At 50.4% G+C, this 23,760-nt stretch carries 19 protein-coding genes; 10 read left to right on the top strand and 9 right to left on the bottom strand.

Features of this window, described 5'->3' with window-relative positions; all coding sequences use genetic code 11:
- Nucleotides 1-41: 41 nt before the first annotated feature.
- From EKK48_07080 to EKK48_07070, 3 genes are all read right to left on the bottom strand, one after another.
- Nucleotides 42-1,235, bottom strand: coding sequence for a MerR family transcriptional regulator (locus EKK48_07080; protein RTL44043.1), 1,194 nt, complete (start codon nucleotides 1,233-1,235; stop codon nucleotides 42-44).
- A gap of 271 nt (nucleotides 1,236-1,506) precedes the next feature.
- Nucleotides 1,507-2,535 (bottom strand): tyrosine recombinase, encoded by a 1,029-nt coding sequence (locus EKK48_07075; protein ID RTL44042.1) that lies wholly within the window; start codon nucleotides 2,533-2,535, stop codon nucleotides 1,507-1,509.
- Nucleotides 2,536-2,612: 77 nt separating this feature from the next.
- The gene (locus EKK48_07070; protein RTL44041.1) at nucleotides 2,613-6,755 is read right to left on the bottom strand and encodes an AsmA family protein; all 4,143 of its coding nucleotides are present in this window, start codon (nucleotides 6,753-6,755) and stop codon (nucleotides 2,613-2,615) included.
- Nucleotides 6,756-7,073: 318 nt separating this feature from the next.
- Here EKK48_07070 and EKK48_07065 point away from each other — a divergent pair, with 318 nt between their 5' ends.
- Both EKK48_07065 and EKK48_07060 read left to right on the top strand, forming a co-directional pair.
- On the top strand, nucleotides 7,074-7,322 hold the full coding sequence (locus EKK48_07065; GenBank protein RTL44040.1) for a hypothetical protein: 249 nt from the start codon (nucleotides 7,074-7,076) through the stop codon (nucleotides 7,320-7,322).
- 22 nt (nucleotides 7,323-7,344) lie between these two features.
- Entirely contained in the window at nucleotides 7,345-7,734 is a 390-nt protein-coding gene (locus tag EKK48_07060; protein RTL44039.1) for a hypothetical protein, read from the top strand.
- A 1-nt stretch (nucleotide 7,735) separates the two neighbouring features.
- Here EKK48_07060 and EKK48_07055 read toward each other — a convergent pair whose 3' ends face one another.
- Together EKK48_07055 and EKK48_07050 are read right to left on the bottom strand one after the other, a co-directional pair.
- On the bottom strand, nucleotides 7,736-9,019 hold the full coding sequence (locus EKK48_07055; protein RTL44038.1) for a response regulator: 1,284 nt from the start codon (nucleotides 9,017-9,019) through the stop codon (nucleotides 7,736-7,738).
- Nucleotides 9,020-9,501: 482 nt separating this feature from the next.
- Entirely contained in the window at nucleotides 9,502-9,783 is a 282-nt protein-coding gene (locus EKK48_07050; protein ID RTL44037.1) for a hypothetical protein, read from the bottom strand.
- A gap of 283 nt (nucleotides 9,784-10,066) precedes the next feature.
- Between EKK48_07050 and EKK48_07045 the strand changes: the two genes are divergently transcribed.
- The 3 genes from EKK48_07045 to EKK48_07035 all read left to right on the top strand — a co-directional run bounded on the left by EKK48_07045 (nucleotide 10,067) and on the right by EKK48_07035 (nucleotide 14,197).
- Nucleotides 10,067-10,333, top strand: coding sequence for a 30S ribosomal protein S15 (locus EKK48_07045; GenBank protein ID RTL44036.1), 267 nt, complete (start codon nucleotides 10,067-10,069; stop codon nucleotides 10,331-10,333).
- A 190-nt stretch (nucleotides 10,334-10,523) separates the two neighbouring features.
- On the top strand, nucleotides 10,524-12,653 hold the full coding sequence (pnp, locus tag EKK48_07040; GenBank protein RTL44164.1) for a polyribonucleotide nucleotidyltransferase: 2,130 nt from the start codon (nucleotides 10,524-10,526) through the stop codon (nucleotides 12,651-12,653).
- A 182-nt stretch (nucleotides 12,654-12,835) separates the two neighbouring features.
- Complete coding sequence (locus EKK48_07035; protein RTL44035.1) at nucleotides 12,836-14,197, top strand: hypothetical protein; 1,362 nt, start codon at nucleotides 12,836-12,838, stop codon at nucleotides 14,195-14,197.
- A gap of 208 nt (nucleotides 14,198-14,405) precedes the next feature.
- Here EKK48_07035 and EKK48_07030 read toward each other — a convergent pair whose 3' ends face one another.
- Nucleotides 14,406-14,687, bottom strand: a complete 282-nt coding sequence (locus tag EKK48_07030) for an HU family DNA-binding protein (protein ID RTL44034.1) — start codon at nucleotides 14,685-14,687, stop codon at nucleotides 14,406-14,408.
- A 416-nt stretch (nucleotides 14,688-15,103) separates the two neighbouring features.
- On the opposite strand from EKK48_07030, the gene rsfS reads away from it, so the two are divergent.
- Together rsfS and EKK48_07020 are read left to right on the top strand one after the other, a co-directional pair.
- Nucleotides 15,104-15,463, top strand: a complete 360-nt coding sequence (gene rsfS / locus EKK48_07025; protein RTL44163.1) for a ribosome silencing factor — start codon at nucleotides 15,104-15,106, stop codon at nucleotides 15,461-15,463.
- A 113-nt stretch (nucleotides 15,464-15,576) separates the two neighbouring features.
- The gene (locus EKK48_07020) at nucleotides 15,577-16,737 is read left to right on the top strand and encodes a hypothetical protein (GenBank protein ID RTL44033.1); all 1,161 of its coding nucleotides are present in this window, start codon (nucleotides 15,577-15,579) and stop codon (nucleotides 16,735-16,737) included.
- A 58-nt stretch (nucleotides 16,738-16,795) separates the two neighbouring features.
- Here the strand turns inward: EKK48_07020 and EKK48_07015 are convergent, their stop codons facing one another.
- The 3 genes from EKK48_07015 to EKK48_07005 all read right to left on the bottom strand — a co-directional run bounded on the left by EKK48_07015 (nucleotide 16,796) and on the right by EKK48_07005 (nucleotide 20,906).
- A complete protein-coding gene (locus tag EKK48_07015) occupies nucleotides 16,796-17,512 on the bottom strand; it encodes a hypothetical protein (protein RTL44032.1) in 717 nt (238 codons plus the stop codon).
- Nucleotides 17,513-17,617: 105 nt separating this feature from the next.
- A complete protein-coding gene (locus EKK48_07010) occupies nucleotides 17,618-19,483 on the bottom strand; it encodes a long-chain fatty acid--CoA ligase (GenBank protein RTL44031.1) in 1,866 nt (621 codons plus the stop codon).
- Between the two features lie 370 nt (nucleotides 19,484-19,853).
- Nucleotides 19,854-20,906 carry an alpha/beta fold hydrolase gene (locus EKK48_07005; protein RTL44030.1) on the bottom strand — a complete coding sequence of 351 codons (1,053 nt, stop codon included), beginning with the start codon at nucleotides 20,904-20,906 and terminating at the stop codon, nucleotides 19,854-19,856.
- Between EKK48_07005 and EKK48_07000 the strand changes: the two genes are divergently transcribed.
- The 3 genes from EKK48_07000 to EKK48_06990 all read left to right on the top strand — a co-directional run bounded on the left by EKK48_07000 (nucleotide 20,865) and on the right by EKK48_06990 (nucleotide 23,647).
- Entirely contained in the window at nucleotides 20,865-22,400 is a 1,536-nt protein-coding gene (locus tag EKK48_07000) for a tetratricopeptide repeat protein (protein ID RTL44029.1), read from the top strand. The genes EKK48_07005 and EKK48_07000 overlap by 42 nt on opposite strands.
- The gene (locus EKK48_06995) at nucleotides 22,387-22,905 is read left to right on the top strand and encodes a hypothetical protein (protein ID RTL44028.1); all 519 of its coding nucleotides are present in this window, start codon (nucleotides 22,387-22,389) and stop codon (nucleotides 22,903-22,905) included. Before EKK48_07000 ends, EKK48_06995 begins: the two co-directional genes overlap by 14 nt.
- Before the next feature lie 181 nt (nucleotides 22,906-23,086).
- Nucleotides 23,087-23,647 (top strand): hypothetical protein, encoded by a 561-nt coding sequence (locus tag EKK48_06990; protein ID RTL44027.1) that lies wholly within the window; start codon nucleotides 23,087-23,089, stop codon nucleotides 23,645-23,647.
- Nucleotides 23,648-23,760 lie beyond the last annotated feature (113 nt).

Raw genomic sequence — 23,760 nt, 5'->3', positions numbered from 1 at the left:
AGACCTATCCTGCTCTATCTATCACTGCAGATTTCGGAGCTCTAGTCTTCTGTTGCTGGGGCGGGTGATTTGCCCAGTCCCTGTTGCTGTGTGGCTGCTTTGTAGTCAGCAAGGTGACGCCAACCCTGATGCAAGATCAATTGATATGCATAGATTTGCTCCAACCAGCGACGTTCGCCTTCCGGCAAGTCTGGACGCTCCAGTCGGCGCTTCAGGCTGCCTGTAATGGTCCTGGTCTCTTCAATTGCTTTGCGGTAGTTGCGTACCGAAGTTCGTTGCACCGCTGCCGGTGCCACGGTCGGAGCAGCAATTCGGGGCTGAGCATTTTGTTGCTGCGGAGCAAACTCGCGACTTTCTCTCGGTGCACGGGCTTCAATGCGTTCGCGGTGTTCTCTAGGTTCACGTTCTCCGCGCTCTCCTCTGTCTCCGCGTTCTCCCCGTTCGCCGCGCTCACCACGTTCACCACGTTCACGTGGTGCACGCTCTTCGCGAATCTGCGGAACGGCTTCCAATTCGCCGTTTCCAGCCTGGGCGGCTGTGCCTTTGCTGGCAGCTTGTTGGGCGAGCGGATGCTGGATGACGTTTTTGTGTCGGTCTGAACCGCCGCGTCTGCGTTCTTTTCTCTTTGCTCTATAGCAGTCGAGGCAGTCGCGCAAGCGTGGGTTCATGTGCTCGAAAACTTTGCCGCAGGTCTGACAAGTCAATGAATGCTTGCTGCGTCCATCGCCAAGTTCTTCGCCGTCAGCGGCAGCTTCGCTTTCACCTTCAGATTCTTCGGCTGGTGCTTCAGGAGTGGTTGGCTCGACTTCGGCTTCCGGTTCCACTTTCGTGACCCGACGTGCGGTCTTGCGCACTTTAGGAGCCTCTTCTTCTTCCTCTTCCTCTTCTACAACAGCAGCTTTGGCTGATTCCTTCTCTTTGCTTGCCTTAGTTGTTTCAGTCTTCTTCACGGCAGCTTTGGCTCGTGATTTTGGCTCCGCTTTTTTCTTGGGCTTAGCGCGAAGTTCCTCGAGGATCTCCAATACTTTCGGATTGGTGAGTCCGTCCTCTTTCAACTTGCGAATTTCTTTCAGCTCTTCCATGGCCTGGTCCGGAAGAACTTTGATGCCATTTTCATCTGATATCGTTTCGATGTTGAATTCGGTTAGATATCGGCGAATCGTAACGCTAGTGACATTCAAGTCCTTAGCGGCTTGGGCAATCTTCGTGCCCTCTACCTTTGGTGTTCGGCTCATTAAGTGATTAGTCCTGACTGTATGTGTTGTCTAAATGGTGTCGTCTCGTTCGTCGACTTCTGCTCAAGGTCAAATCTGAACTGAACTGCGCTAACTGCGCCGCAACTTCCGGATGCTCCAGTCGTTGGTTGGTGAGCTGAACCTGTTTGAAATGACGAACCTGAGGAACTTGCCTGAGCAGCCTGAACTAGCGAAATCGCCTCTGGCCTCAGGGCATCAAGAACCCTCTTAAAGTTAAACCATATACTTATAGTCAGCGCCGAGATGTTTATTAATTTTTCGTCATCGCTGCTGACGACACTGGCGACAGTTCACCCGCTGGGGGCACGAACTGCGCTCCGAACGATGTTTGAGCGTTTTGGTAAGCCCGACGCAGATGATTCCTGCTCAGGTGCGTGTAAAGCTGGGTGGTTACAACCGATGAGTGTCCGAGCAGTTCTTGTACGGAACGAAGGTCCGCTCCACCTTCCAGAAGGTGGGTAGCGAAGCTGTGTCTGAGGCTGTGGGGCGACAGATTCTTTTGAATCTTAGCGCGATAAGCAAGCCGCTTGATTGTCTGCCAGACAACCAGTCGGGAAAGCCGATTGCCTTTCAGGTCAATCAAAAGCGGCACTGCTTTCGCGTTCAGTGATGCGGATCTGGTGGTGGGGGGAAACTTCTTTGCTTCGGCCAGGTACTCTTTCAGCGCTTCCATGGCAAGCTTGCCGAAAGGGACGATTCTTTCTTTGGAGCCTTTGCCCAGGCAACGTATGTATCCCTGGCTCAGGTTCACATCTTTTAGATCCAGTTTTACGAGTTCGCTGACGCGTAGACCGGCGCCGTACAGCAATTCGATGATCAGACGATCGCGAGATTTTTCTGCCACCGCAAGCATTCGCGCCACCTCATCTGGTGTCAGAACTTGAGGCAGATGTTTGGCTTTTTGAGGGCTCTGGAATCCTTCGCACGGGTCATTTTGCCGCATGCCGACATGGCGCTGCCAGACAAACCAACCGCGCAGGCTGGCAAGAATTCGCGTTGTTGTGGCCGCGCTTTGCCCAGCTGCTTTTTGGCTGCTCAAATATCGGGCAATGTCATGGCGGGTCGGATTGTTGTTGCCGTTCAACGCTTTGATAAACGCAGTCAGGTCCGATCGATATGCCGCCACTGTGTTCGCGGATAGTCCACGCTCCAACTCGATGTGGCTCAAGTAGTCCTGGAGAGCGTCAGATAATGAAAGTGGTTCCGGATGTGGTGCACGTGACAACACAGCCCTGGAATAATGCGGCATCGAGCGTGGTGGCACGACCGAAGGTTCCATTTCTAGAATTATGAAATTTTAAGCGTGTCAGTATCATACACAAAGCGATGCTCAATGCAAAGCTTTTTCTTGTCAATTTAGCCGGGTGTCAGTCCCGGCAACGGATGCGCTGAGGCCCGCGGTTTGCTGGGCAGCCAGTGGAAAGACTTCTCAATCGACTGACCGACGGCTTTTGGTTTATCGAGTGGCGAATTTATCTTGAAGGCGAAGGCGCGCGGTTTATCAGACGCGATATCGCCAAGCACCGGCAGTGATGGCAGGTTCTCCAGCTGATGCATTGTCACTTTGTTCATTAGTTTTTGAATCGTCATAGCCTTGGACATTTCGCCGATGGTGCCGCTGCCGAAAACGCTCGATGTAACCCGAGGAATCTTTCCGGCAACCTCGATATCGAGAGTGTTTCGGGTCAGGTTGGCTTTTCCGGCCCCCCACAGTCGCATGTCGTCGCCGTTGTATGTCAGTTCGTCAACGTAGAGAACATTTTTGGACAGTCTGAATTCACTCACCATGTCTTTGAACTTTCCTGTTCTCACAGGCACAGTGCTTTGCAAAAGATTGTTCAGGTTGAAGCCGAATAAGCCCTGGTGCAATAAGTTTGCCTGCGTGATTTTGTTCTGCAGCTGGCTGAATCTGGTGACGATGCCGCTGTGCACCGTTACCACTCCATTGCCGCGCAAGTTGGACAGGGCATCTTTATAGTCGTTGCCTTCTGTTTCGAACTTCATGTCGGCATCGACTGTGCCTGTCAGTTCTCCTGGATGTCCGAACAATTGCTCCGTTAGTTTGTTGGCCTGAGCCTTGGCTAGAGTTGTTCTCAGCGACAGTTTATGTTCGTTCATGTCGAGCCAGCCGCTCACGTCCATGGCGCCGCCAGCTAGATTGGCGTGCCCATTCGTGATGTGCAGCTTCGGCTGTCTGATTTGTTGTTCGTCGGCGTCCAGTTTGATATCGGCTCTAATTTGGTGAACGGGAATCTGTCCGACTTGCATCTGCGAAAAGTCTATTTCTGCTTTCTGGTCTGAACCGCTCAACTCCTCTAAATTGATGTTTCCACTTAAATCTCTGACGTCGAAAGATGGAATCGTAATTTTGTTGAATACAATTTTTCCAGTTGCTTTAGGCTGGAATGCCGTGCCCCCGAGGTTCAATGCGCCCGCTACCGTGCCGCCTACATCTTTAGCCAGGGACGGTTCGAGCAGGGCAATCAGTCTCTTGGCCGGCACCGGATGTGGTGATTTGATTGATCCGCTCAGTGTTGAGTGAGGCAGATCCAGCTCTTTCTTTTCTTTGTCTTTGTAACTCCAGGCTACTGCTCCTTCGGCCTGCAAGACAGAATCGCCGAGAGTAACTGTGGCGGAGGAGACTTTCATAGCGTTGGCACCGATCGCCAGGACTCCTTCTATCTTCATCGGCTCGTCCAGTGGCTGATGCAACTGTCCCAGCGGTGACGAAAGCACGAGACGATTCGACGCTCCAGAGGAGACAGAGAAACTAACTTCGCTGGCTTTCATGGTGCCGTTGAGCTTGGCTCGCAGTGCCAGCGGACCCGATGAGTTGATCGTTAGTTTCCACTTCTTGAACTGATCTGTGAGCGATGGAATCAGCTCCAGCATCTCTTTTGAATCGATGGAGGCAATCAATTCTGTTTTTAAGTTGGGCAGGTCGCTTTGATAGTTTTCGACATGTCCGTTTAAGCTAAAGTGAGAATTTCGCAGCGCTCCGTTCAGGTCTTGCACCGTCAGAAGCGATCCTGATGCCGTCAGTGTGCCTGCTACGTGTTCGATTGGAAATCTCTGCGCACCAAACTTTGCCCCGACGTTGATAAGACTGATCACACCGGAGAGATTCGGCTTGTCATTCTTCATCTCGCAAGTGGCATCGCCGTAGACGCGTCCGTGCACTTTGCTCAAGTTATAGCTTTTCAGGAAGTCGGTGTAGAGCTTCTTGAGCGGCTTTGGCATGACGCTGGATGCCAGGTAAAAGTCGACGTCTGAGAGGTCTATGCCCGCCGATTTTACTTTGATGGCAGTTTTCACCCTGGCGTTCGTTGACAGTTGTTCAATGGCAAAGCTGGTTACTACTTTGTCGTTGTGCGTCACGAAGCCGACGTCTTGCAACGTCAGCACATCATGGTCGTAGACGATGGTTCCGCTTTTCGCACGCAGTGGCTTGGTCATGCCTGCCGGCTGATAGCAGAGATCTTCGGGCGTGGTCTTGAAGTAAATGTTGGGATAGGTTCTCGGTCCACTGATTACGAGATCAAGGGCATGCACTCTGCCCCTCAACTGGTGCTCGGTCAAGAGAGGCACGTGCACCTTCAAAACTTTGAGGAGCGTATTGAGCTGATTCAGATCCAGATGGTCTGAATGAATAGTCAAATTGACGGAAGGTGTTCCTCTAACACTGGCAGTGCCGTTTAAGCTGAATCTGCCATCACCTATAGTGCCGGCCAGACGTTCTATGTTGACCTGGTCGTTATTCCATTTTAGATGTCCGTTCATATGTCGGGCTGTTAGTGTGCCGTCTGAAAGGCTAAATTCGGCGTCTCTGAAATCGGCAGTGCCGCTTGTGTTGTGTTGATTGTCTTTCAGTTTTTCGAAGACACCATTGACGTCGAGCAGTCCATCCAGATTCAATTTTTGCTTTGGTGTGAGAAAGACAAGGCGAGCCAATTCGTTCATGGCCATTTTTGATTGGTAGAGAGCTTGCTCTGCTTTTGCCAGCGATAGTTTGTCTGTGTGAAATGCGAATTTGCCTTCGTCTGTCTTGAGGTTTGCTGAGCCTTCCGTTCGTATGGTTCCGCCTGCGACAGGAATAACTCCTTCGGTAACATCGACACGCTCATCGGGAATCATTTTAATTTCGCCTTTCACCTGTGATGTCTTGCTGAGACCGAGCAAGCACAGAGCGGGCGAGAGTTGTTTTGGCAGGCGGGAGATGAACTCTTCAACCGGGAGTCCTTCAGACTTAACATCGGTCATCATTTTCGGATTGTTGGATGGTCCTTCGATTTTGATGCCGACCTGGGCGCTGCCGCTCATTTTCTGGGGATCAACATAGCTGTTTGGGACCGCTCCATTCTTGGTGACAAGACGTGATACTTCTCCAAGATCCTTGATGTGGCTGTCGAAATTGGCAGAATAGAGAGGAAGTTTCTGGCTCCAGTCACTGACTGTTCCATGGCTGGTCAACTCGACATTAGCCAGTTTGGTGACCATGTCTTTCCACTCGAGATTTTTTGTGTCGATGCGAACTTTGGCAGTTGTTGTAGCTTCCGGTGCCTTGATCGTGCCGATTACCGGTGCGTCGAAGGAGAATTTTTGAGCTTCGGCTGAGACATCGGCTGTTATCCCTTTGCTGAGTGTGCCCCCTCCTTCGATTTTAAAGTCGAACAAGCCCTGTAATTGTTCAAATTTCCTGCCACCTTCTGTAGTGCTGAGGGGGCGATCAGAAATAGCTCGTAAGAAGGGCATCATGTCTTCAGGATTGGCTCGACTGACGGTTGCCTTGAAGCTATATTTGTTGTCTTGCCAATTTGCCAGCTCACCTGAGCCCAGCCCGGATAAGTCAAAGCTTGTCGTGTAGCCTTGTTTGGGTAGTTTGAAGGCAAGATAGAAGGGCGTTTTCTTGCTCTTGTGTGGCCAGACGAATTTCAGCTTCACTTCATTGAGGTCGACCACTTTCCAGGCTTCCACTTTGTTGGGAATGCGGTCTATCAAGTGCATCTTGCCGTTTTGAATTTGCAGGTAACGAATATCAGGCCCGGCCTCGAGCAAATCGTCGAAGTTCCAGTTCGCTTGAGCTGTGCGTATCGCCCAGATTTCTGGTTGGACGAAATTGAGATGGCTGATCACCATTCTCTTGGTGAAGAGCGGCAAAATGCCGATGCCGATTTCGCTTGTGCCGGCGATTAAAAAGGGCGCACCGTTGGGTTCGTACACAGCCAGTTTTGTGGTTTCGACCTCGAGACCGTTCAGTCCGAAAGACCAGGTCAGGTGACCAATGCGCACTTTACGGTGAAACATTTGAGTGAGCGCGGTCTGGCAGTAAGGCTTGGCCCAATCGATGTCGACTAGCAGCGCTACGCCAATGAGGATGACGACAAAGGCAAGCCACATCGCCATAAATTTGCGAATAATCTGCAGCGGAGCGAAGTTTGATTTAAGAGGAGACTCATCCTCGGCCACTGTCTGCTCTGATAGCGAGTCGCTTTGAATCAAACCCGTTTACCAACTAGTCGTAATACGATCGTCATGAAACTTCCGAATTACTAACCTTCCGAGTTGTGCTGAAAAGATTCCGAATGACGCGACTTAGTTACCGTTGATTGTTTACGCAGCAAGCTGCTGACTTATCTTTTGAGTTTGCGAGGCTAATAATCTTGCGGAAGTGTCGCCACACCCAATTCGCTGGTTTCAGGCTAGCACAATCAGCCATGGTAGCCAAGAGTATCCTGCAGGTTCTCTACCTACATGTTACATCCGATTAGATGCAAATCCATACTGATAGGGAATATATCTTTTACGAAGAGAGTAGATATGAGACTCGTGACCAAAGACATCGACATGGAAGAACTGGACAGGGCTTGTTGGCCTGTGTTCCAGCGGTTGATGGATGAATTGGGTGAACGTTACCGTAATTGGATTGTAGTGATTGAGCCTGTTTCGGAAGAATACTTCCTGGGTCAGGACGATCAAGAAGTGTTGTCACGTGCCAGAAAGAAGCACCCCAGGGGCGTTTTCTTTGCTTATCGGCTCAATGAAAATCCGGCCATAGACAGTTTGTAGCCAGACTCGGTGAGGTTCTTAGGTGTATCTGAGAAAGACGAAAAGTATCACAGGGCAGTTTGATGAGGCAGGGCGAGTGCTTTTGCCGGTCACGCTAATGGCTTCGGACGGTTTTGAGCTGATCGTTGAAGCTCTGGTTAATTTGGAATTTACTGGAGCCCTTGTTTTACCAGAGTCTCTGGCTCGTTCTATTGGCTGGCGGTGCCTGGGGGCGCGCAGAGTGCAGATCGGCAACCACGTTGAGTTGTTACACCACTATATTGGAGTGATGTCGCTTGGTGGCACAACCCAGACAGTGGTAGCGTTAGGAAGTTATAGAAACGTCGCAGAAGTTGGCCATAAGCTGCTTTCGGGGCGACGACTGACTGTTGATTTTGCCAGACAGAGTGTCATCGTCGAAGAAGTCGTTTAGGTTAACAGAGATGATTCTCGTAAGCGTAGCGCACGAGAGCGGCTCTGCTGCCCAGGTTTAGCTTCTTCCGCAGGCGGCTTACGTGTACTTCGGTGGTGCCTTCCGTGATGTGCAGTGTTTCTGCGATCTCTCTATTTGAAAGACCTGCAGCCACATTCCTTAAGACCTCAATTTCGCGGGTGCTCAGTTGAACACGAACTTTCTCACGACTCTCATTGCGCTCGGTAATTTCTCTTGTTGAGTTAACAACCGTGCTCAACTGGCTGCACAGCTCGGTTAGCTTATCGATGCTGGTACTTTGTGTTTCAACGATTTGATAGAGTCTTGCCTGGCTTATGGCAATCGAGAGCTGGTTGGCGATGCGCGTCAGCAAGTTGATTTCGCCTACTGTCCAGCAGCGTGCGTAGTCGCACTGGTCCAGATGTAAAAGCCCCATCAACCGTCCTCGATAAACGAGTGGCACCATGATCATGGATAGAATCTGGAACTGAATCAGTTCTGCTCTTACATCTTTAGCAAAGGCGAAAGTGTCGTCTTGCATAACCACGAGAGGACGCCGCTCACCGACATCGAGCAGCAGATCGTGATATTGAGAAAAGAGAGAACTCTTTTCTGAGATCGCATCCACTCCTTCTGGAGTCAACTGTCTGACTATGCGCATGCTGCTTGTCGGATCAGAGGTCAAACAAATGATTGCACGTGAAATTTTGAATTCGCCGGAGAGGCTTTGTACTGCTTTGTCGACAATATCTTCCAGGTCGAGAGAACCGTGGATGCTGACAATGAGACGATTGAGAAGAGCTTCGTCTTTGGATGACTGCTCGACGCGCTGGTAGGTTTCGCGCAGATTCTCGAGTAACATGGCTCTTTGCAAATTAGTCGTGATCGATCTGGGCAAAAATTTCTGATATTCGGTAATCTTCGGCAAATAGTCGCTTGCGCCTGAAAGCAATATCTTCAGGGCGAGCTCGGGACTGTCGACGCTTGTGATTACTATCATCGGACAGTGCGGTACTGCCTTATGGAGAGTTTGAACCAACTCGCCGTTGATGTTGTCAGGCAGTTCGTAATCCATAACGATGACGTCAAAGCGGCCTGTTTGCAACTTGGCAAGCGCTTCTTCGGCGTTGGTTGCAGTTTCTACTCCGTACAGCTGAGATTGCGCCAGGATGGCGTTGCGACAGAGATCTTGCTCTGCTTTGTTGTGGGCAATCAGTAACACGAGCCGTTCACTGGTTTCAGTGCTAGCTGTAGTGTTACTCACAGAAATTGACTCCATCTCCATCGGGGATTCCCTACCACCTCAACACTACATGTATCAGACCGCGTCGACCCTCATTGATAACATAAGCCAGACCATAAACAATTATTGCCCAGCATATAGGGCTCGTAGTTGGGAGATTGGTATAAAAAATATAGTTGCTGGTTTTGCAATTATCGGTCCAAATCTCGCAAGGAATCATTCTTTAAACAAAGACCCTCACCAGAAGCCCCCCAGACCTCTTGTTGAGGTTTTGAAGAATCCTACGAGAATCAAAGAGCAGCCTTCCCTCCGGCTGCTCTTTTATTTTGTCTGTTTCGGCTTGCCTGTTTGCGCCTGAAACCCTGACGGGCTGGCAAGCCATATGAGTTCCAGGTACCCCTTTTGAGTTTTAAACTGATATCAGTTTAAAAACCGGTACGAGGCATTTTTATTCTATAGGAACGCCACAGGCTGGGCGTTTCGACTCCTGACCGGGTCAAATAAACTGCAAAAAATCAATCTGATTAGTTTGCGCCCGTTCCAGTCATCCGAATCGGTTGTCTGCCGCGCTGCAGATAAACTCTGACCAGTTTCTTATGGGCTACGTCCTTGACGTCTGATAAATCGGCAACGTAAGGGAGGACTTCTGGATTGAACTCCATCTTGCCAACTGCTTCGCCCAGGTCATCATAAAAACGACCGCTAATTTCGTAGTCGCCATCTGGGAAAGATTCGATTTCAGGATTGAGAAAGTACCCGACGTGCTGGGCGCTCGGTGTATATATATTGACTTTGACGTCCGCCATCTCCTGCTCCTGTAATTCTTCTGGTCAGAATAATTTTGGCATCTTCTGGCACTTTAGTACTTGCCTGCCTGTTACATTAACAAACACGCATCAGGTTCGCTTGCCGTCAATTTACCGTCGGACGCGGCAAAGCGTTCTTTAAAATGTCGCGACTGATGAGATTTTAAGGCGACAATTCTACATAAACAATGAGGATTATTGTCCTAAAGCCCGTCCAGTGGCTCAAAGGTGATATCATTTACGGACGCAAATACAATCTATAAACAGGAACGAATCTACAGAGATGCTTTTACAAGAACGCAAGCAAGAAGTTATCGAAGCGCACCGCGTACACGCCAAAGATACCGGCTCCCCTGAAGTGCAGGTGGCGATGCTGACAGAGCGCATCAACCAGTTGACCGAACACCTTCGGTCGCACCCGAAAGATTTCCACAGCCGTCGCGGACTGCTAATGATGGTTGGCAAAAGACGTAGGCTCCTGCAGTACATCAGCAGAGAAAGCCAGGACCGATACAAGAGCCTGATCGAAAAGCTCGGACTAAGACGGTAAAGCTATATTGGCGGGCAATTGCTCGCCAATTTTTTTTTGCTGCCGCGTGGAGTGATCTCCCTTGACGGCCTGACAGAGACGTTTAGTGAAATTGTGATCGCGAGCAGCACCGCCAGCATGTCGGTGAGGCGCTGTCATGCAAAGAATTGAAAGTAGAAAAGAAGAAGAGAGGGAAATATTCGTGCAAACAATGCAAAGTCAACAAACTGTTTTTGAAGTAGACGGAAAGCAAATCACGGTGAGAACAGGGCGTCTCGCCAAGCAAGCCTCAGGATCTGTTGAGGTTTACAGCGGTGATTCGATGGTGCTTGTTACTGCTACGGAGAGCAAGACTATTCGCGACGGTATCGATTATTTCCCGCTTCTGGTTGACTACGAAGAGAAGTTGTACTCAGTTGGTCGAGTGCCTGGCAGCTTCGGACGCCGTGAAGGCAAGATGCCCGACAAGGCTGTATTGATCAGTCGTTTGATTGACAGACCGATTCGACCGCTGTTTCCAGAAGGTTACAGAAATGATGTGCAAGTAACAGCGATTGCCATGAGCGCAGATCATGAGCATCCGACCGACACGCTGGCGATGCTCGGAGCTTCAGTGGCAATTGGGCTGGCCGGCTTGCCTTTCAACGGACCTATCGGTGCCGTACGCGTCGGACGTGTCAATGGCAAGTTTATTGGCAACCCGAGCTACTCACAGATGGAAGAGTCTGACATCGACCTGGTCGTTGCCGGCACAGAAAGCTCGATCATGATGGTTGAAGCTGGTTGCAAGCTGGTCACTGAGAAGGACATTCTCGCTGCCATCGACTACGCTCACAACATAATCAAGAAGCAGGTGGAAGTTCAGCGCAACTTTTTTCGCAGCCTTGGTGTTCAACAAAAGTCATTCGAAGCGCCGCCGAAAAAGGAAGGACTCAAAGAGCTCATCATTGAGCACTGCACAGACAAGCTCAAGCAATCAATGGCCGGAGTCACAGACAAAGCTGTGCGAAACGGATTCATCGATGAAGCAAAAGCGGCGCTCAAGGCGGCAATCGAGCAGCTTCCAGAAGAGCATGTATTGAAGACTGTTTCCGACAGGACCATCGCTGAGTACCTGGAGGAAGTGGAAGCCGAGATCATGCGCGCTCAGGTTCTAGACACAGGCGCAAGAGCCGACGGGCGACGCTGCGATGAGATTCGACCGATCACCATTGAATGTGGCATATTGCCCAGAACTCACGGTACCGGCTTGTTTACACGGGGCACCACTCAGGTGTTGTCTGTAGCAACACTTGGTATCGGCAGTGACGCGCAAAGATTGGATTCAATCGATCCTCAGACAGAGAAGCGCTACATGCACCATTACAACTTCCCCGGTTTCTCAGTCGGCGAAGTTAAACCAAATCGCGGTCCAGGACGTCGCGAAATCGGGCATGGTGCTCTTGCTGAAAGAGCCATCATTCCGGTGCTGCCAAGTCAGGCAGATTTCCCGTATACGATTCGCGTCGTCTCTGAAGTGCTTGAATCAAACGGCTCAACATCTATGGCTTCGACTTGCGGATCGAGTCTGGCTCTCGCTGACGCTGGAGTACCTATCTCGCACACAGTTGGTGGTATCGCCATGGGTCTGATCCTGGAAGGCGACAAGTTCGCGATTCTCTCTGATATTCAAGGTCTTGAAGACTTCCTCGGCGACATGGACTTTAAGGTAGCCGGTTCCAGAGACGGCATCACTGCCTTGCAGATGGATATCAAAATCGAAGGAATCTCCCTGGCTATCATGCACCTGGCTCTAGAGCAGGCAAAACGTGGCAGACTGCACATCATCGACAAGATGGAAGCTGTCATGCCGAGACCAAGAACAGAGATGTCAAAATGGGCACCTCGCATTATCACTCTGCACATTCATCCTGAAGACATCGGTACCGTGATTGGACCGGGTGGCAAAATGATTCGTCGCATCATCGAAGAGACCGGCGCCACCATCGACATTGAAGATGACGGCACCGTGCTCGTTGGTAGTGTCGACCAAGCTGGTGGCGAGGCTGCTCGCGACTGGATTCAGCGCCTCGTGCAACGCATCGAAGTGAACGGAGTCTATGAAGGACGTGTCACTCGCATAATTCCGATGGGCTGCTTCGTTGAAGTTCTGCCAGGAAAAGAAGGCATGGTGCACATCTCTCAACTGGAAAATCACCGTGTGGAAAAAGTTGAAGACGTAGTCTCAATCGGTCAACGCGTGGTGGTCAAAGTAAGAGAGATTGACGATCGCAATCGCGTCAACCTGACCATGAAAGGCGTCAGTGATGAAGAGAAGGCTCAATTCGCTCCCAAGGGCTAAAGACTGAGCGCCTCAGCGAGCTTTGCGGTTTTATCAGGAGAAGGCAGCAGGCTGTCTGTTTCAAATCGGCTATTCTTAGATTAGTTGAGTTGTTTTGGAGTGCTGCCTCGAAATATATGCTCTTTGGATATGATCGCTATCTCGAAGATGGCATTTCTTCGTTAACGAAACGCGGAGCTGGATTGCTATCCATCAGACCGAGCGGTTTGGTCAGTGCTCTTCTGGCGATTACTTTTGCTGTCGGTGCTGCTTCCCCTGCGCTTTCTAAAAGCTCCAGGGCACACGCATCGCATCACTCCACCAGCAGTCATCATGCTGCGGTTTCCCATCGAACAGGGGCGCATTCGTCCACTCACCATGCCGCTCATCGTGGTGCTGGTCCGGTCAGTCATGTCAGCAGGAAGGGCGGAAGGCATTCAATAATAGGAGTTTCTCGCGGGCATGTGCACCATGGTAGAGGTGTGCACGTCTCAAATCATATTGTTCATCACACTGCTCCGACTTCATATCCTGAGCCTCACGCCGACAATGTGCAGAATGCAAATAGTCTGGCCAGCGTTTATCGACTCTATGATCGTGGCGTTAACGAACGTTTGGCCGGTCAGTATGAGCAGGCTACCAAGACATTGCGGGAAGCCAGCAACGCTTACTCGTCTAACCAGCGAGGCTTGACTATTGAGGCGATGATTGATTACGAGCTTGGCCAGGCCGCCGAAGCGTGCCGTAACTACTCGGTTGCCGCTGATGCCTATGCTCGCAGTCTGAGGGTAAAGCCTAATCTAATCGAGGCATCAGTGCGCCTTACGAGTATGCTGATGAAAGCCGGTCAACCGCAGGCGGCTTTGAGTAGAGCTAGAGAGACCGTGGCGATGAATCCTAATGATCCGCGTTCACATCAAATTCTTGCACTGGTGCTCGACAGTAACGGATTGAATGCCGACGCCAAAGTAGAGCGCGAGTCTGCCGATCGCTTGCTTCGCTCTCGTTCGACCTTGAATTATACGGATGTGCCGACCAACCTGGAGCAAGAACCCGTCATTCCGTCCACATCTCCTGCTGCTTCCAAATCTAGCTCGACCGAGGGGCGCGACAACACCGGGGCTGAATCGACATCGAGCGAAACTGCTGACAGTGCCGGCCAGAACGAGTTGCGTCGCGCCAGGCAGGAGGCGCAATGGCGCCTTTATCAGCAACAGCATCCACAGGAGCAGTCTGTGAACACAGGCAGCGGCTCCCAGAGAAGACCGTTTCAATACACGCCCGCATCCGGTGGAGAGTTTTATCGAGCTCGAGTTGAACCAGCTAACAAGCCGGTCAATGTTTTACCTAAGCGAGAGTCTTCCGATTTCCCGAAAGGGGCGGGTGATGCCGTTAAAACATACACTCCCGAAAATTCGAAAAGCGTCAGTGCAGATGGTGCCGGAAATACTAGCGCAAATGGTCCAAAAGATGCGCCAGTCAGCGGTTTGAAGGGAGCGGCTGCGGATGCAAACAGGTCCAAAACTAAGCCTGCAGTTGAGCCTGTTGACGACGAAATGCCTTAATCAGAAACTGGTGGCGCCGATAGTGCTTTAATAACGACGTCGCATTGACGGTGATTCTATGTCATGTAGCTCATGACATGCGCAACTGAATCGTTCAAGCCGGGGAGCGACTGCTCTGTAAGAAGAGGCACCTGGCGGCATTCCAGGCTAACAAAAAAGGAGGGTTGCCCCTCCTTTTTCATTGGATTGATCACGATCCGAGTCACACTTATTTGTGGTCGACTCTTTCTTTGAATTCTTTTCCAGGTGCGAAAGCAGGTACGCGCTTCGCTGGAACTTTGATCTTTTCGCCAGGTTTTTGTGGGTTGTTCGTTTCACGAGCGTTACGGTTACGACGCTCGAAAGTGCCGAATCCAACGAGAGTTACACGATCGCCCTTGGCGACTACTTCGGTTACAACATCTGTAAATGCAGCGAGCATCTCTTCCACGGATTTCTTCGTGTTGTTAGTGCGAGCGGCGATTTCTGCAGCTAATTCTGCTTTGTTCACTGAGCTTCCTCCTATCCCTATTAGTTTAGTAAACCACCTTGTTTACTGAGTCTTTGTGATTTTTCTGCTCTGACGCAACGAACCACGTAATCGGCAAGAATACAGCACCTGATACCGTGAGACAAGATACTGAGCATAAAAAATCAACTTTATTGGTAACGAATTTTCGGCGCCCACGCCGCAAAGAGGGGATGACATCCTCGAGGTGGAAAACAATCGCATCAGTAAATGCGATTTGGCACGCCAGAACTGGCTTGTCAGTTGCAATTCGTTCTAAAAGAAATGGCCAAAAGTGGTGTGAAATCGGGTACAAATGGGAATATCATGCAGTACGGATCCTTAAGTCGAGCAGTTCAGCTGCGTAGACTATCCTCGGAAGAGTCAGTTTGGGACCATCATCAGCCTCAAAAAATTCAATAGATTCGCGCCAGGCGACCTTTGCGGCCGCGAACGCCGCGGAAGCAAAGAAATCGCTTAGCACAGTCGTGTTGGATGTAAGGCAGGTAACCCTTATAGCTGATTATTTTGTGATTGCTGGGGGTGATTCGACCAACCAGGTACGAGCCATCGTCGACTCAGTCGACGAGGCGCTTTCCAAGTTGGGCTATCGGCAGCGCTCAATCGAAGGCAAGGCTGACGGAAGATGGGTGCTTCTGGACTACGGTGATATTATCGTTCACGTCCTTCATGAGAAAGAGCGGAACTTCTACAAACTAGAGCAGTTTTGGAATAACGGCTTGATTGTGCCAAAAGTGGAGTGGGAGCGTTCAGAATAGTCAGATTCGGGTACAAGGATGATAGAGGAAATTTTGGACTGGAAGCATCGCTTCTGAACCAGATTCCATTTTTAGTAAGCGGGTTGAGGATCATCGGGGGCTAGGGGTTTGATATGAGCTTCAGGACCAGATTACAAGGGTTTGTTGAAAACAGGCAGAAGATCCAGATCTGGTATGGAATGGGTTGCCACAACACGGTAACCGGACGTGTGCTTTCCGTTGATCACGACCATATCGACGTCGAATCTTACTCACACGAAAGCGATGGACAGATTCACATTCGTCGCATTCTCATACCACTGCATTTGATTTTGCACATTGATATTACATCGGCGGAGTCTATCGAAGAGGAAGAAGCCGATTCAGCACAGGGGGCGGAGGGAACCAAAGAGGGAAAGCAGTCGGCAACTGAGATGCAGGTCATTGATCTGCCTGATGCGCCACGCGGATACGCAGTGCGCGTGCTCTCTCAGTTGAACGCTTCGTACTCTAACCGGTTCTCGAGAATGGCTTCCGGTCCTGGAGGCGTCTACTTTGCCTGTGACGGCAGTGTCTGGTTTGTCGACAGCGCCGGTCAACTGACTGAGTACGCACGCATCCGCGGCAACAGCACCATTTCAGGTCTCAGGTTCGATCGCAAGGGCGTGCTCTACGTCGCTACAATCCAGGGAACGGTCTACCGCATCGACCCGAACAAGAGCGGACGCATCCTTGCTCAGCTCGATGGCAGTTTGACAGGTGGTGGCACCTTCCTATCAGACCTGGCGATCGGCACTAGAGAAGAGCTATTCGTTTCTAATTTCCCATCCAATACAGGCGGTATCTTCAAGATCGATCGTACCGGCGAATACGAAGTGCTCGTCGGTGGACCCGGACACGGCACTCAGGGATTGCTTCTCGATCCTGATGGCTTCCTCTGGTGCCTCGAACATGCAACTGGGTCAGTTGTGAAAAGATCGCTAGACGGCAGAGAAATCGCAAGAGTTGTTGTTGCTGAGCCGGAAAGCTTCAATTTTGCAGACGGTTACGACGGCAATCTCTCGATGGACAGCCTGGGCAGATTGTATGTCACCGCTGGACGTTCAGGTTGCGTGCTTCGCGTCAATCGCGAAGGCAAGAGCGAAATGTTCTTGACTGGTCTGGTAAATCCGACAGGCGTCGCCTTCGGTTCGGATGGCGCTCTCTTCGTACTGGAAGCAGGACGCTCGAGAGTGTTGAGAGTCGCGGCTCTCGACAAAGCTGACCGCACAGCAAATGCGACAGCCTTGAGCTAACATTCAGTTCGACATTGTTTGCAAAAGGGGCACCAATCATGGTGCCCCTTTTGAATTGTTACCAGAACTTCCAAAACGGCTTAGCTTGTTTTTGTGACTCAGGGGCGGTGGTTTGCTTGTTGGACGGTTTTATTGAAGTAGTCTGGTTTGTTAAATCAAAGAGCTCTGTTTCAAATACATCTTCCGGCATTTCATCCAATGGCATTCCAAGCGGGCGTGCTCCTAATGCGAAGATGATTTCCTCGGCTATGGCACACAGGGGAAATTCTTCTATCTTGCCCGAGATTTCACGTGGAAATACTAGACTGCCATCCTTTTCAAATGAGTTTGCGTATACACGCTCTTCCTCTGGCATGCGATTGCCATTCTCATGGATTATGTCAACCTCGCCATCACCTGCAAACGCCCTGATCAGTTCACCATTCCGATAGTAATTGAAGGCAGCAAAACCAGTTACGCTATGTAAGCCCAGCGCCAATAAGTTTCCACCGGGATAACATGACATTGCCTGACGCAGAAGTTTATCTTCATGCGTTTCCAACTCGTCCATGATCTTTTCTGTTGCAATGAAGGCACCGTTGTCGAATGCACCAATAACGATCTGATTGCGTTTGCGTGGATAGATCTCCGCGTTGTAGCCTTTCCCCTGGATATGCGGATCGTAGCCAAGTTTTTTCAGAATCTGTCTGGCCTTTTCCGGCGAATGTTGAGGTCCAGTACCGAAATAGCCATTTTCGATATCACCGACGAATAAGCAGTAGCATTTGAAACCCAAAATGTGTCCTCCTGTGCGTCTTGTGGCGCCAAAATCGAAGGAGCAAGCTCACCTGCTCTGCTTGAACAGAGCTGAATTAGACTGATGAGTCCTTCGGACTAATTCCTAGCGTTTTGAGCCACCAACGAGCGCCGCTGCATCGACGTTCTCGTCTCTGTACAAAGCTTCGATGACCGATTTATATCTGCTGGCAACGACATTTCGCTTGATCTTTAACGTCGCTGTCAATTCGCCTTCATCGACAGAGAGCTCATCTGGTAGAACGGCGAAGCGCTTCACGACTTCATAATCAGCTAACTGACCCGAGCGAGATTGGATTTCTTTGCGCAAGAACTGATTCAATTTCGGTTGCTTCAATAGCTCAGCATATGAGTTGAATTCCCAGTTTTGTTCGTGTCCAAATTCGGTCGCAGCCTGTTCATCGAGCGTTAACAAGGCAACAAGAGCCTTCTGCTTATCTCCAAAGACAACGGCTTGCGAGACAAAAGGCACCGTTTTCAGTATCGCTTCTATTCTCTGTGGCGCAATATTCTTTCCGGCAGAGTTGACGATCAAATCTTTCTTGCGGTCAGTGATCTTCAGATAGCCGTCTCTGTCCACTTCTCCGATGTCTCCGGTTTTGAACCAGCCATCTTCGAAAGCATCTGCTGTAGCCTCTGCATTCTTGTAATAGCCATTGAAGATCGATGGTCCTTTAAGAAGGATTTCGCCGTCTTCTCCGATTTTCAAATCGATTGAAGGCAGCGTTGGTCCGACTGTGCCGATTTTTACTTTGCCGCGCAGATTCACGCAAGCGGGAGCGGTTGTCTCGGTTAGTCCATACCCCTCAAGTGTATCGATGCCGATTGCATTGAAGAACTCGATTGGTTCTGTGGACGCGGGTGCTCCACCGCTGACGACAAGGTTAAGTCTCGGTCCAATTTTTTCGCGGAGTTTGCCGAGCACAAGCTTCTCTGCGAGCCAGTATTTTGCTTGCAAAAATGCCGAGATGTTTTTACCCTCAGCCCTTTTCCCGACGATCTGTTTGCCAACTGCAATAGACCAGTTGATCAGCTTCTTTCGTCGGCCGGAAGCGCCTTCTATGCCGATGCGTACTTTTGAATAGATTCTATCCATAACGCGCGGCACGACCAGAATCATGGTTGGCTGTACTTCGGCAAGGTTTTTGCCCATCGCCTCGATGCTTTCAGCGAAGGCGTATTCGCCTGCGCAAGTCATCCAATAAAACTCACCGCAGACGCGCTCGAAAACGTGAGAAAGAGGCAGGTAGTTGAGGTAGACGGTGTTTTCGTCGACCGGCAAGACTTGCTTAACCGCTTCAATCAAAGACAGGATGTTGGCATGAGTCAGCCCCGCCCCTTTCGGGGTGCCGGTCGTGCCTGACGTGTAGATAATGGTGGCCAGATCGGACAATTTCGTGCGACTTAAGCGCTCATCAATTAGATCTGGATTTTCGCTCTTCAGCTTTTTACCAAGCTCGAGAATATCTTCGACGCTTGCAAGTATGCTCTGATCCGCTGGCAGACCTAATTCTTGAGTCAACTCAGCAAGCGACTTTTTGGGCTTGTTGAGTAAAACTATCTTGTTAATAGCTGCTTTCTTCGTGGCAACTACTTTTCGGCAAAGTTCTTCGTTTTGCACGAACACTATCTGTGCTTCTGAATTTTCGAGAATGTATTGAATGTCTGACTGTGAGCTGGTCGGATATATTGGGACTGAAATACCACCATTACAGATGGTGGCAATGTCGGCTGCCACCCAGTAAATAGAATTGGCTGAAAAGATAGCGACACTGGAGCCGCTATCTACACCGAGAGCTGCCAGACCGAATGCCATGTCTCTAACAAGAGTCGCATAATCAGTCCAGCTCAAACTTTTGTATGGGCTCTTTTGTTCTTTGTAGCGTACTCCGACCCGATCGCCCATTCTTTGAGCACGTTCGAAGAACCTGGTGGCAATACCTTGCGTCACGATTCATCCTCAGTTGATTGAAAGCTACGTGAACTTCAGACAGTTAGAGCATTCCGCGTCTTACGACGTCGCACTATTATAGCCAGTTCCCGGCTTGTCAATGGTGAGAGAACTCTGAGGTTTGAATCAGGTCGAATATTTTCGACGTTCCCCGCAATTCTTGCCCTGTTGGGCTTTTCAACAATAGTGGGCGACTATTGTTTTTCCCGGGCTTGTGAAGTTTACTTAACCTGAAGTCTGGTTTGAATCTGGTGATTTCTGTCGGCGCTGCAATGTGCTACGTGCAAGGTTGCCGAAGGGATTCGAGCAACTGCGCTCGTGTTTGTCGAAGCGGCCGACTTTGTCCATCTTGGTATCAAATCTGGTATCGCTAGGTGCTCTTGCGAAAATCTGCTTTCACTTTTGATGCGGGTTTTGCTGTTAGCGATGTCTGGGAAATCCAGGACGAGAGACGGTCGCTCATTTCGTCAATGATCGGGTCAAACATTAGATCGTGCCAGGCATCCTGATAAACCTCTTTCTCTTTAGCGCACGTCAGACCGCTGAAAAGTTTTTCGCTGGCCCGGGGATTGACTATTCTTTCCATTCCCGCGCTAAACATCATGACCGGGCAGACGATTTGCTTTGAGCGTTTACTCAAGTCGTTGGTGATTTTTAAAAGTTCGAGCAGCATGCGCGCTGGTACCGTGAAACGCCGTTCCGGATCGCTTAAGATCCACTTGCGAACGCCCAGATCGCGCGTCACCAGTTCTGGTGAGTAGGGTAATACGACTTCGCTATCTGGTGCTGTAAAGGCTTGCCAGAGGGCTTTGATGCGAAAAGGTAAAGTAAAAACTTCAGGATGTCCGTCGAAGCCTGGAGAAAACATGACCAGACCGGCTGGGTCCACCAGGCGGTCGCTCAACGCTCGGACGGAAACGACTGCTCCCATGCTGTTGCCCATGATGTAGAGTGGTTTGTCACCGATCGTGTCACGTGCATAAGTGAACGCCGTTTCCAGGTCTGTCAGCCACTGGGTGTAAGAGACGAACTCTTCGTCTTTGCGTTTTCCAAAGCCGACCTGGTCGTACGCAATCGAGTATATCCGGCGTATACGCAGTCGGCGCCCCAGAGCTTCGAACCAACCGCTGTGAGCGCCAAGACCATGAACGAGTATGGCTCCGGCTGCACACTCATTTGGCGTGCCCCAGGTCCGCGCAGGAAGAGGCTTGGCAAGCTGAGACTGTTCCGATGTCGCATGTTCAGTGCGATCTATCAGAATATGCGAGGCTGTGGGCGTTAGATTGATATCGACGACCATATTCAAGTTATTATAACTTTGATAGATGCTAGATATTACATTGCTGAGCAATTGTTGCAAAGGCGTGATGGCTCCGAAAGCATGACAGAAACTGGATTTAACGAACCTGGAGTGGAGCAACATCAGCCCGCCTCGAAAAGCGGATCAAAAATCTGGCGTGTTCTTATCGCGGTAATTGTCATTGGTGTGGCCGCCGTTGCTGTTTACTACCTGACTCGCCCTGCAGAGACTCCCTACACGCGCGCAGCAGCGCTCATTCGTGAGGGCAAAGCGGCGGCGGCACTGCCCATGCTCGAGCAGCTGGCCAAGGAGCATCCTGAAGATCCTGAAGTCAACCCGCTTCTGGCGCAGGTCTATTTGAGTACGGATCGGTTGGCGGAGGGTCGCACTTATCTCGATACCGCGCTCAGGTTGAATATAAAAGGACCTACGTTGTCTCCAGTGGTCTTGTCTTATGCAAACTACTACGAGAGCAAGGGTGACTTTGACGAGGCCGAAAAACTTTTCCAGTCTGCTTCTTCTGCCTGTCCGCCTGAGGAATTGAGCGCTGGGCTTGGCAGCTTGTATGCTAAATGGGCAGATCTCGATTTAAGTAAGAATCAAGTTGAGCAGGCGGTGGCTCATCTCGAGTTGGCTCAAAAATATTCCAACAAGTTGCAAGAGCCTGAGAAGAGCCTGGTTCCGCATCGATTGAGCGAGGCTTATCGGCAGTTAGCAGCGTCTGCAGAACTAGCCAAAAATGACCAGTCCGCTATTGAATTGCTCAACAAAAGCCTTGCTGTTTCTGATGAGCCGGTGGCAAGAATGGCTCTGGCTGCCATTTATTCTCGCATTGAACAGCCGGAGAAAGCAATTGAAAATTACAAGAGTGTGGTAGCAGCTGATGCGAACAACCTGGAAGCGCGCCATCGCTTGATTGACCTTCTCTGTCAGACCAAAGATTATCAGGGCGCTCAGGAAGCGCTTCTCGATTTGACTGACAAAGAGAAAAGCGTCGAAAATTATCAACTTCTGGCGGCTGTCAATTTGAAGCTGGAAAATTATGCAGGCGCTGTTCGAGCTTTTGAAGATGCTTGTGACCTTCGTCCTAAGCCTGAGTTGCTGAAACAACTGGAAGCCGTTCTTGTCGACTGGAGCAATTTGCTTATGAAGCAGAAGAAGTTTCAGGAAGCTGCTTCGGTAAAAGGGCATGCTGAGCGTGTTGCCGAGCAACTTGGCATGTTGACAAAGGACGATAAAGTCGAACTTTCAGACAAGCAGGATAAGTCTGTTCGGGTTGATGACCCTCGTGTTCCGCCTGTAGCGCTCAGTTCCTCAAGAATCTGGTTGGCAAAGGGCAGCTTAACTCCCGAGGGTGAGATTAAAATTCGCAATATATCCGGGCATGCCGTGGCCGATCTGGCTCTTACTGCCGTATTTTTCGATAACACGACTCGCCGGCAATGCGGCACTGTCAGCTTGCCTGTTGCTTCACCGCAGTCGCAGCCGTTTCCAGAGGATGGCTCCCGCTCTCTCTATTTTTCCTGTCCTAACATTGTCAAACCTGAACATCAGCTGGCTGTCATTATTTTCTGGCGCGGACATTTCTTGAAAGAGTTTCCGGTTGCTAAGCAATAATAGTAATGTGGCGTGTTTTAATAATTTGATGATGGAAGAGAACATTGAGAAGCCCGAAAAACCGTGCCGTCACGAATACGTGAAGGTGTTTCAGCGCAAACTCAAGGGGCTGGAGCGTCGTATGGTGGCGATGCGCGTTTTTCTGCCTGTGGGGCTGAAAGTTGGCGATTTCAGTCATCTCAGCGAAGGCAGCTACTGCTTCTGCACCACTTGCCGGACCAGACTCTACCCGCGCAGAACAGCTGCTGATAAGGCAGCCGCCCGTGTGGCTCTGGCCATGGGCAAAGCGGCAGCCGCCGCCGAAGCCGAGTTGGCTCTGACTGAGAACGTGGATGCGCTCCTTGAGTCTATGGACGCCCAGGAAGTGGGGCAAAAGACCGTAGACATTCATGTGGACGAACTCGAGCTGGAGTCTGTCGATGTTCAAGATATTGCCGCCGAAGGCGTTAAACTAGGCGATGATGACGAGGAATCCTGCAACCTGACCGACGATGGAGACATCTAACATGTTCAGTAAGATAGAGAAGATTTTTGGTCTGATGGTGGTTCTACCGCCTGTTTATATGCTGTTCCGTTTTTTGAAATGGTATATCAAGCAAGAGAGCGAACCGCAGATAATCGATGCCGACGCCACTGAAGCTTAGAGAATGCAGCGTTATTTCGCCCGTATTGTTCGAGCAGTTGTTGTGTGCACCTTGGGTTTTGGAGGTGGCGCGGGACTGTTCTTTTTCATTTATTGCGTTATCTTCAATGGCGCTCCCAATGCTTTCGAATTGGCAGTCAAAGCTGGATTGATCGTTGGTTTGCTTTTTTCCAGCATAGTCGTCGGCATATTGTTGCCGATGGATCTCAGCGCTCACTTGTTTTTGCGAAAAGGGCTTTACAGGGAAGTTTGGGAGCTTGAGCAGACCCGCGAAGTAGAAGTGGAAGGCACCAACAAGCAAGTCGTTTCCGCTTGCCGTCAGGCACTGCTGGTGGTGCCATATATCACCAACGTCTCAGATGATACCGAACACCTGATTACTCGCGCAGCCACGGGCGCGAGCTGGCGCTCCGCCGGCGAGGAACTGGAGGTGGAGATTAATCCAATCAGTGCTACTCGCTGGAGCTTGAAGTGCACCAGTAAGTCTAAAGGAAAGAATGTTTTGTTCGACTACGGCAAGAATTACGAAAACGTAGAGACATGGAGCAAGCACTTGCTCCGGTTATTGGCGGAGAGTATTGCCAGCGAAGCCAATCGCGCTTAGCTTACTTCGAAATTCGACATGTGGCTTACTTCGAGCTTCTAATCGAGCTTAGCTCTATAGCTAAGCTCGATACAAGAGCTCGATACAAGAGCTCGATACAAGAGCTCGATACA

The sequence above is a fragment of the Candidatus Melainabacteria bacterium genome (genome assembly GCA_003963305.1).
In the GTDB taxonomy this organism is placed as follows: Bacteria; Cyanobacteriota; Vampirovibrionia; order Obscuribacterales; family Obscuribacteraceae; genus PALSA-1081.
Note: the sequence above shows the minus strand (reverse complement) of the source record. Positions and strands in the feature narration are given on the sequence as shown.

What these genes read in the sequence shown, in the direction of transcription:
- pnp (RTL44164.1), top strand. Translation starts at nt 10,524, where the DNA reads ATGCAAAGTCAACAAACTGTTTTTGAAGTAGACGGAAAGCAAATCACG.
- EKK48_07080 (RTL44043.1), bottom strand. Translation starts at nt 1,235, where the DNA reads ATGAGCCGAACACCAAAGGTAGAGGGCACGAAGATTGCCCAAGCCGCT.
- EKK48_07005 (RTL44030.1), bottom strand. Translation starts at nt 20,906, where the DNA reads ATGTTGCTCCACTCCAGGTTCGTTAAATCCAGTTTCTGTCATGCTTTC.
- EKK48_07055 (RTL44038.1), bottom strand. Translation starts at nt 9,019, where the DNA reads ATGGAGATGGAGTCAATTTCTGTGAGTAACACTACAGCTAGCACTGAA.
- EKK48_07075 (RTL44042.1), bottom strand. Translation starts at nt 2,535, where the DNA reads ATGGAACCTTCGGTCGTGCCACCACGCTCGATGCCGCATTATTCCAGG.
- EKK48_07000 (RTL44029.1), top strand. Translation starts at nt 20,865, where the DNA reads ATGACAGAAACTGGATTTAACGAACCTGGAGTGGAGCAACATCAGCCC.
- EKK48_07045 (RTL44036.1), top strand. Translation starts at nt 10,067, where the DNA reads ATGCTTTTACAAGAACGCAAGCAAGAAGTTATCGAAGCGCACCGCGTA.
- EKK48_07065 (RTL44040.1), top strand. Translation starts at nt 7,074, where the DNA reads ATGAGACTCGTGACCAAAGACATCGACATGGAAGAACTGGACAGGGCT.
- EKK48_07020 (RTL44033.1), top strand. Translation starts at nt 15,577, where the DNA reads ATGAGCTTCAGGACCAGATTACAAGGGTTTGTTGAAAACAGGCAGAAG.
- EKK48_07050 (RTL44037.1), bottom strand. Translation starts at nt 9,783, where the DNA reads ATGGCGGACGTCAAAGTCAATATATATACACCGAGCGCCCAGCACGTC.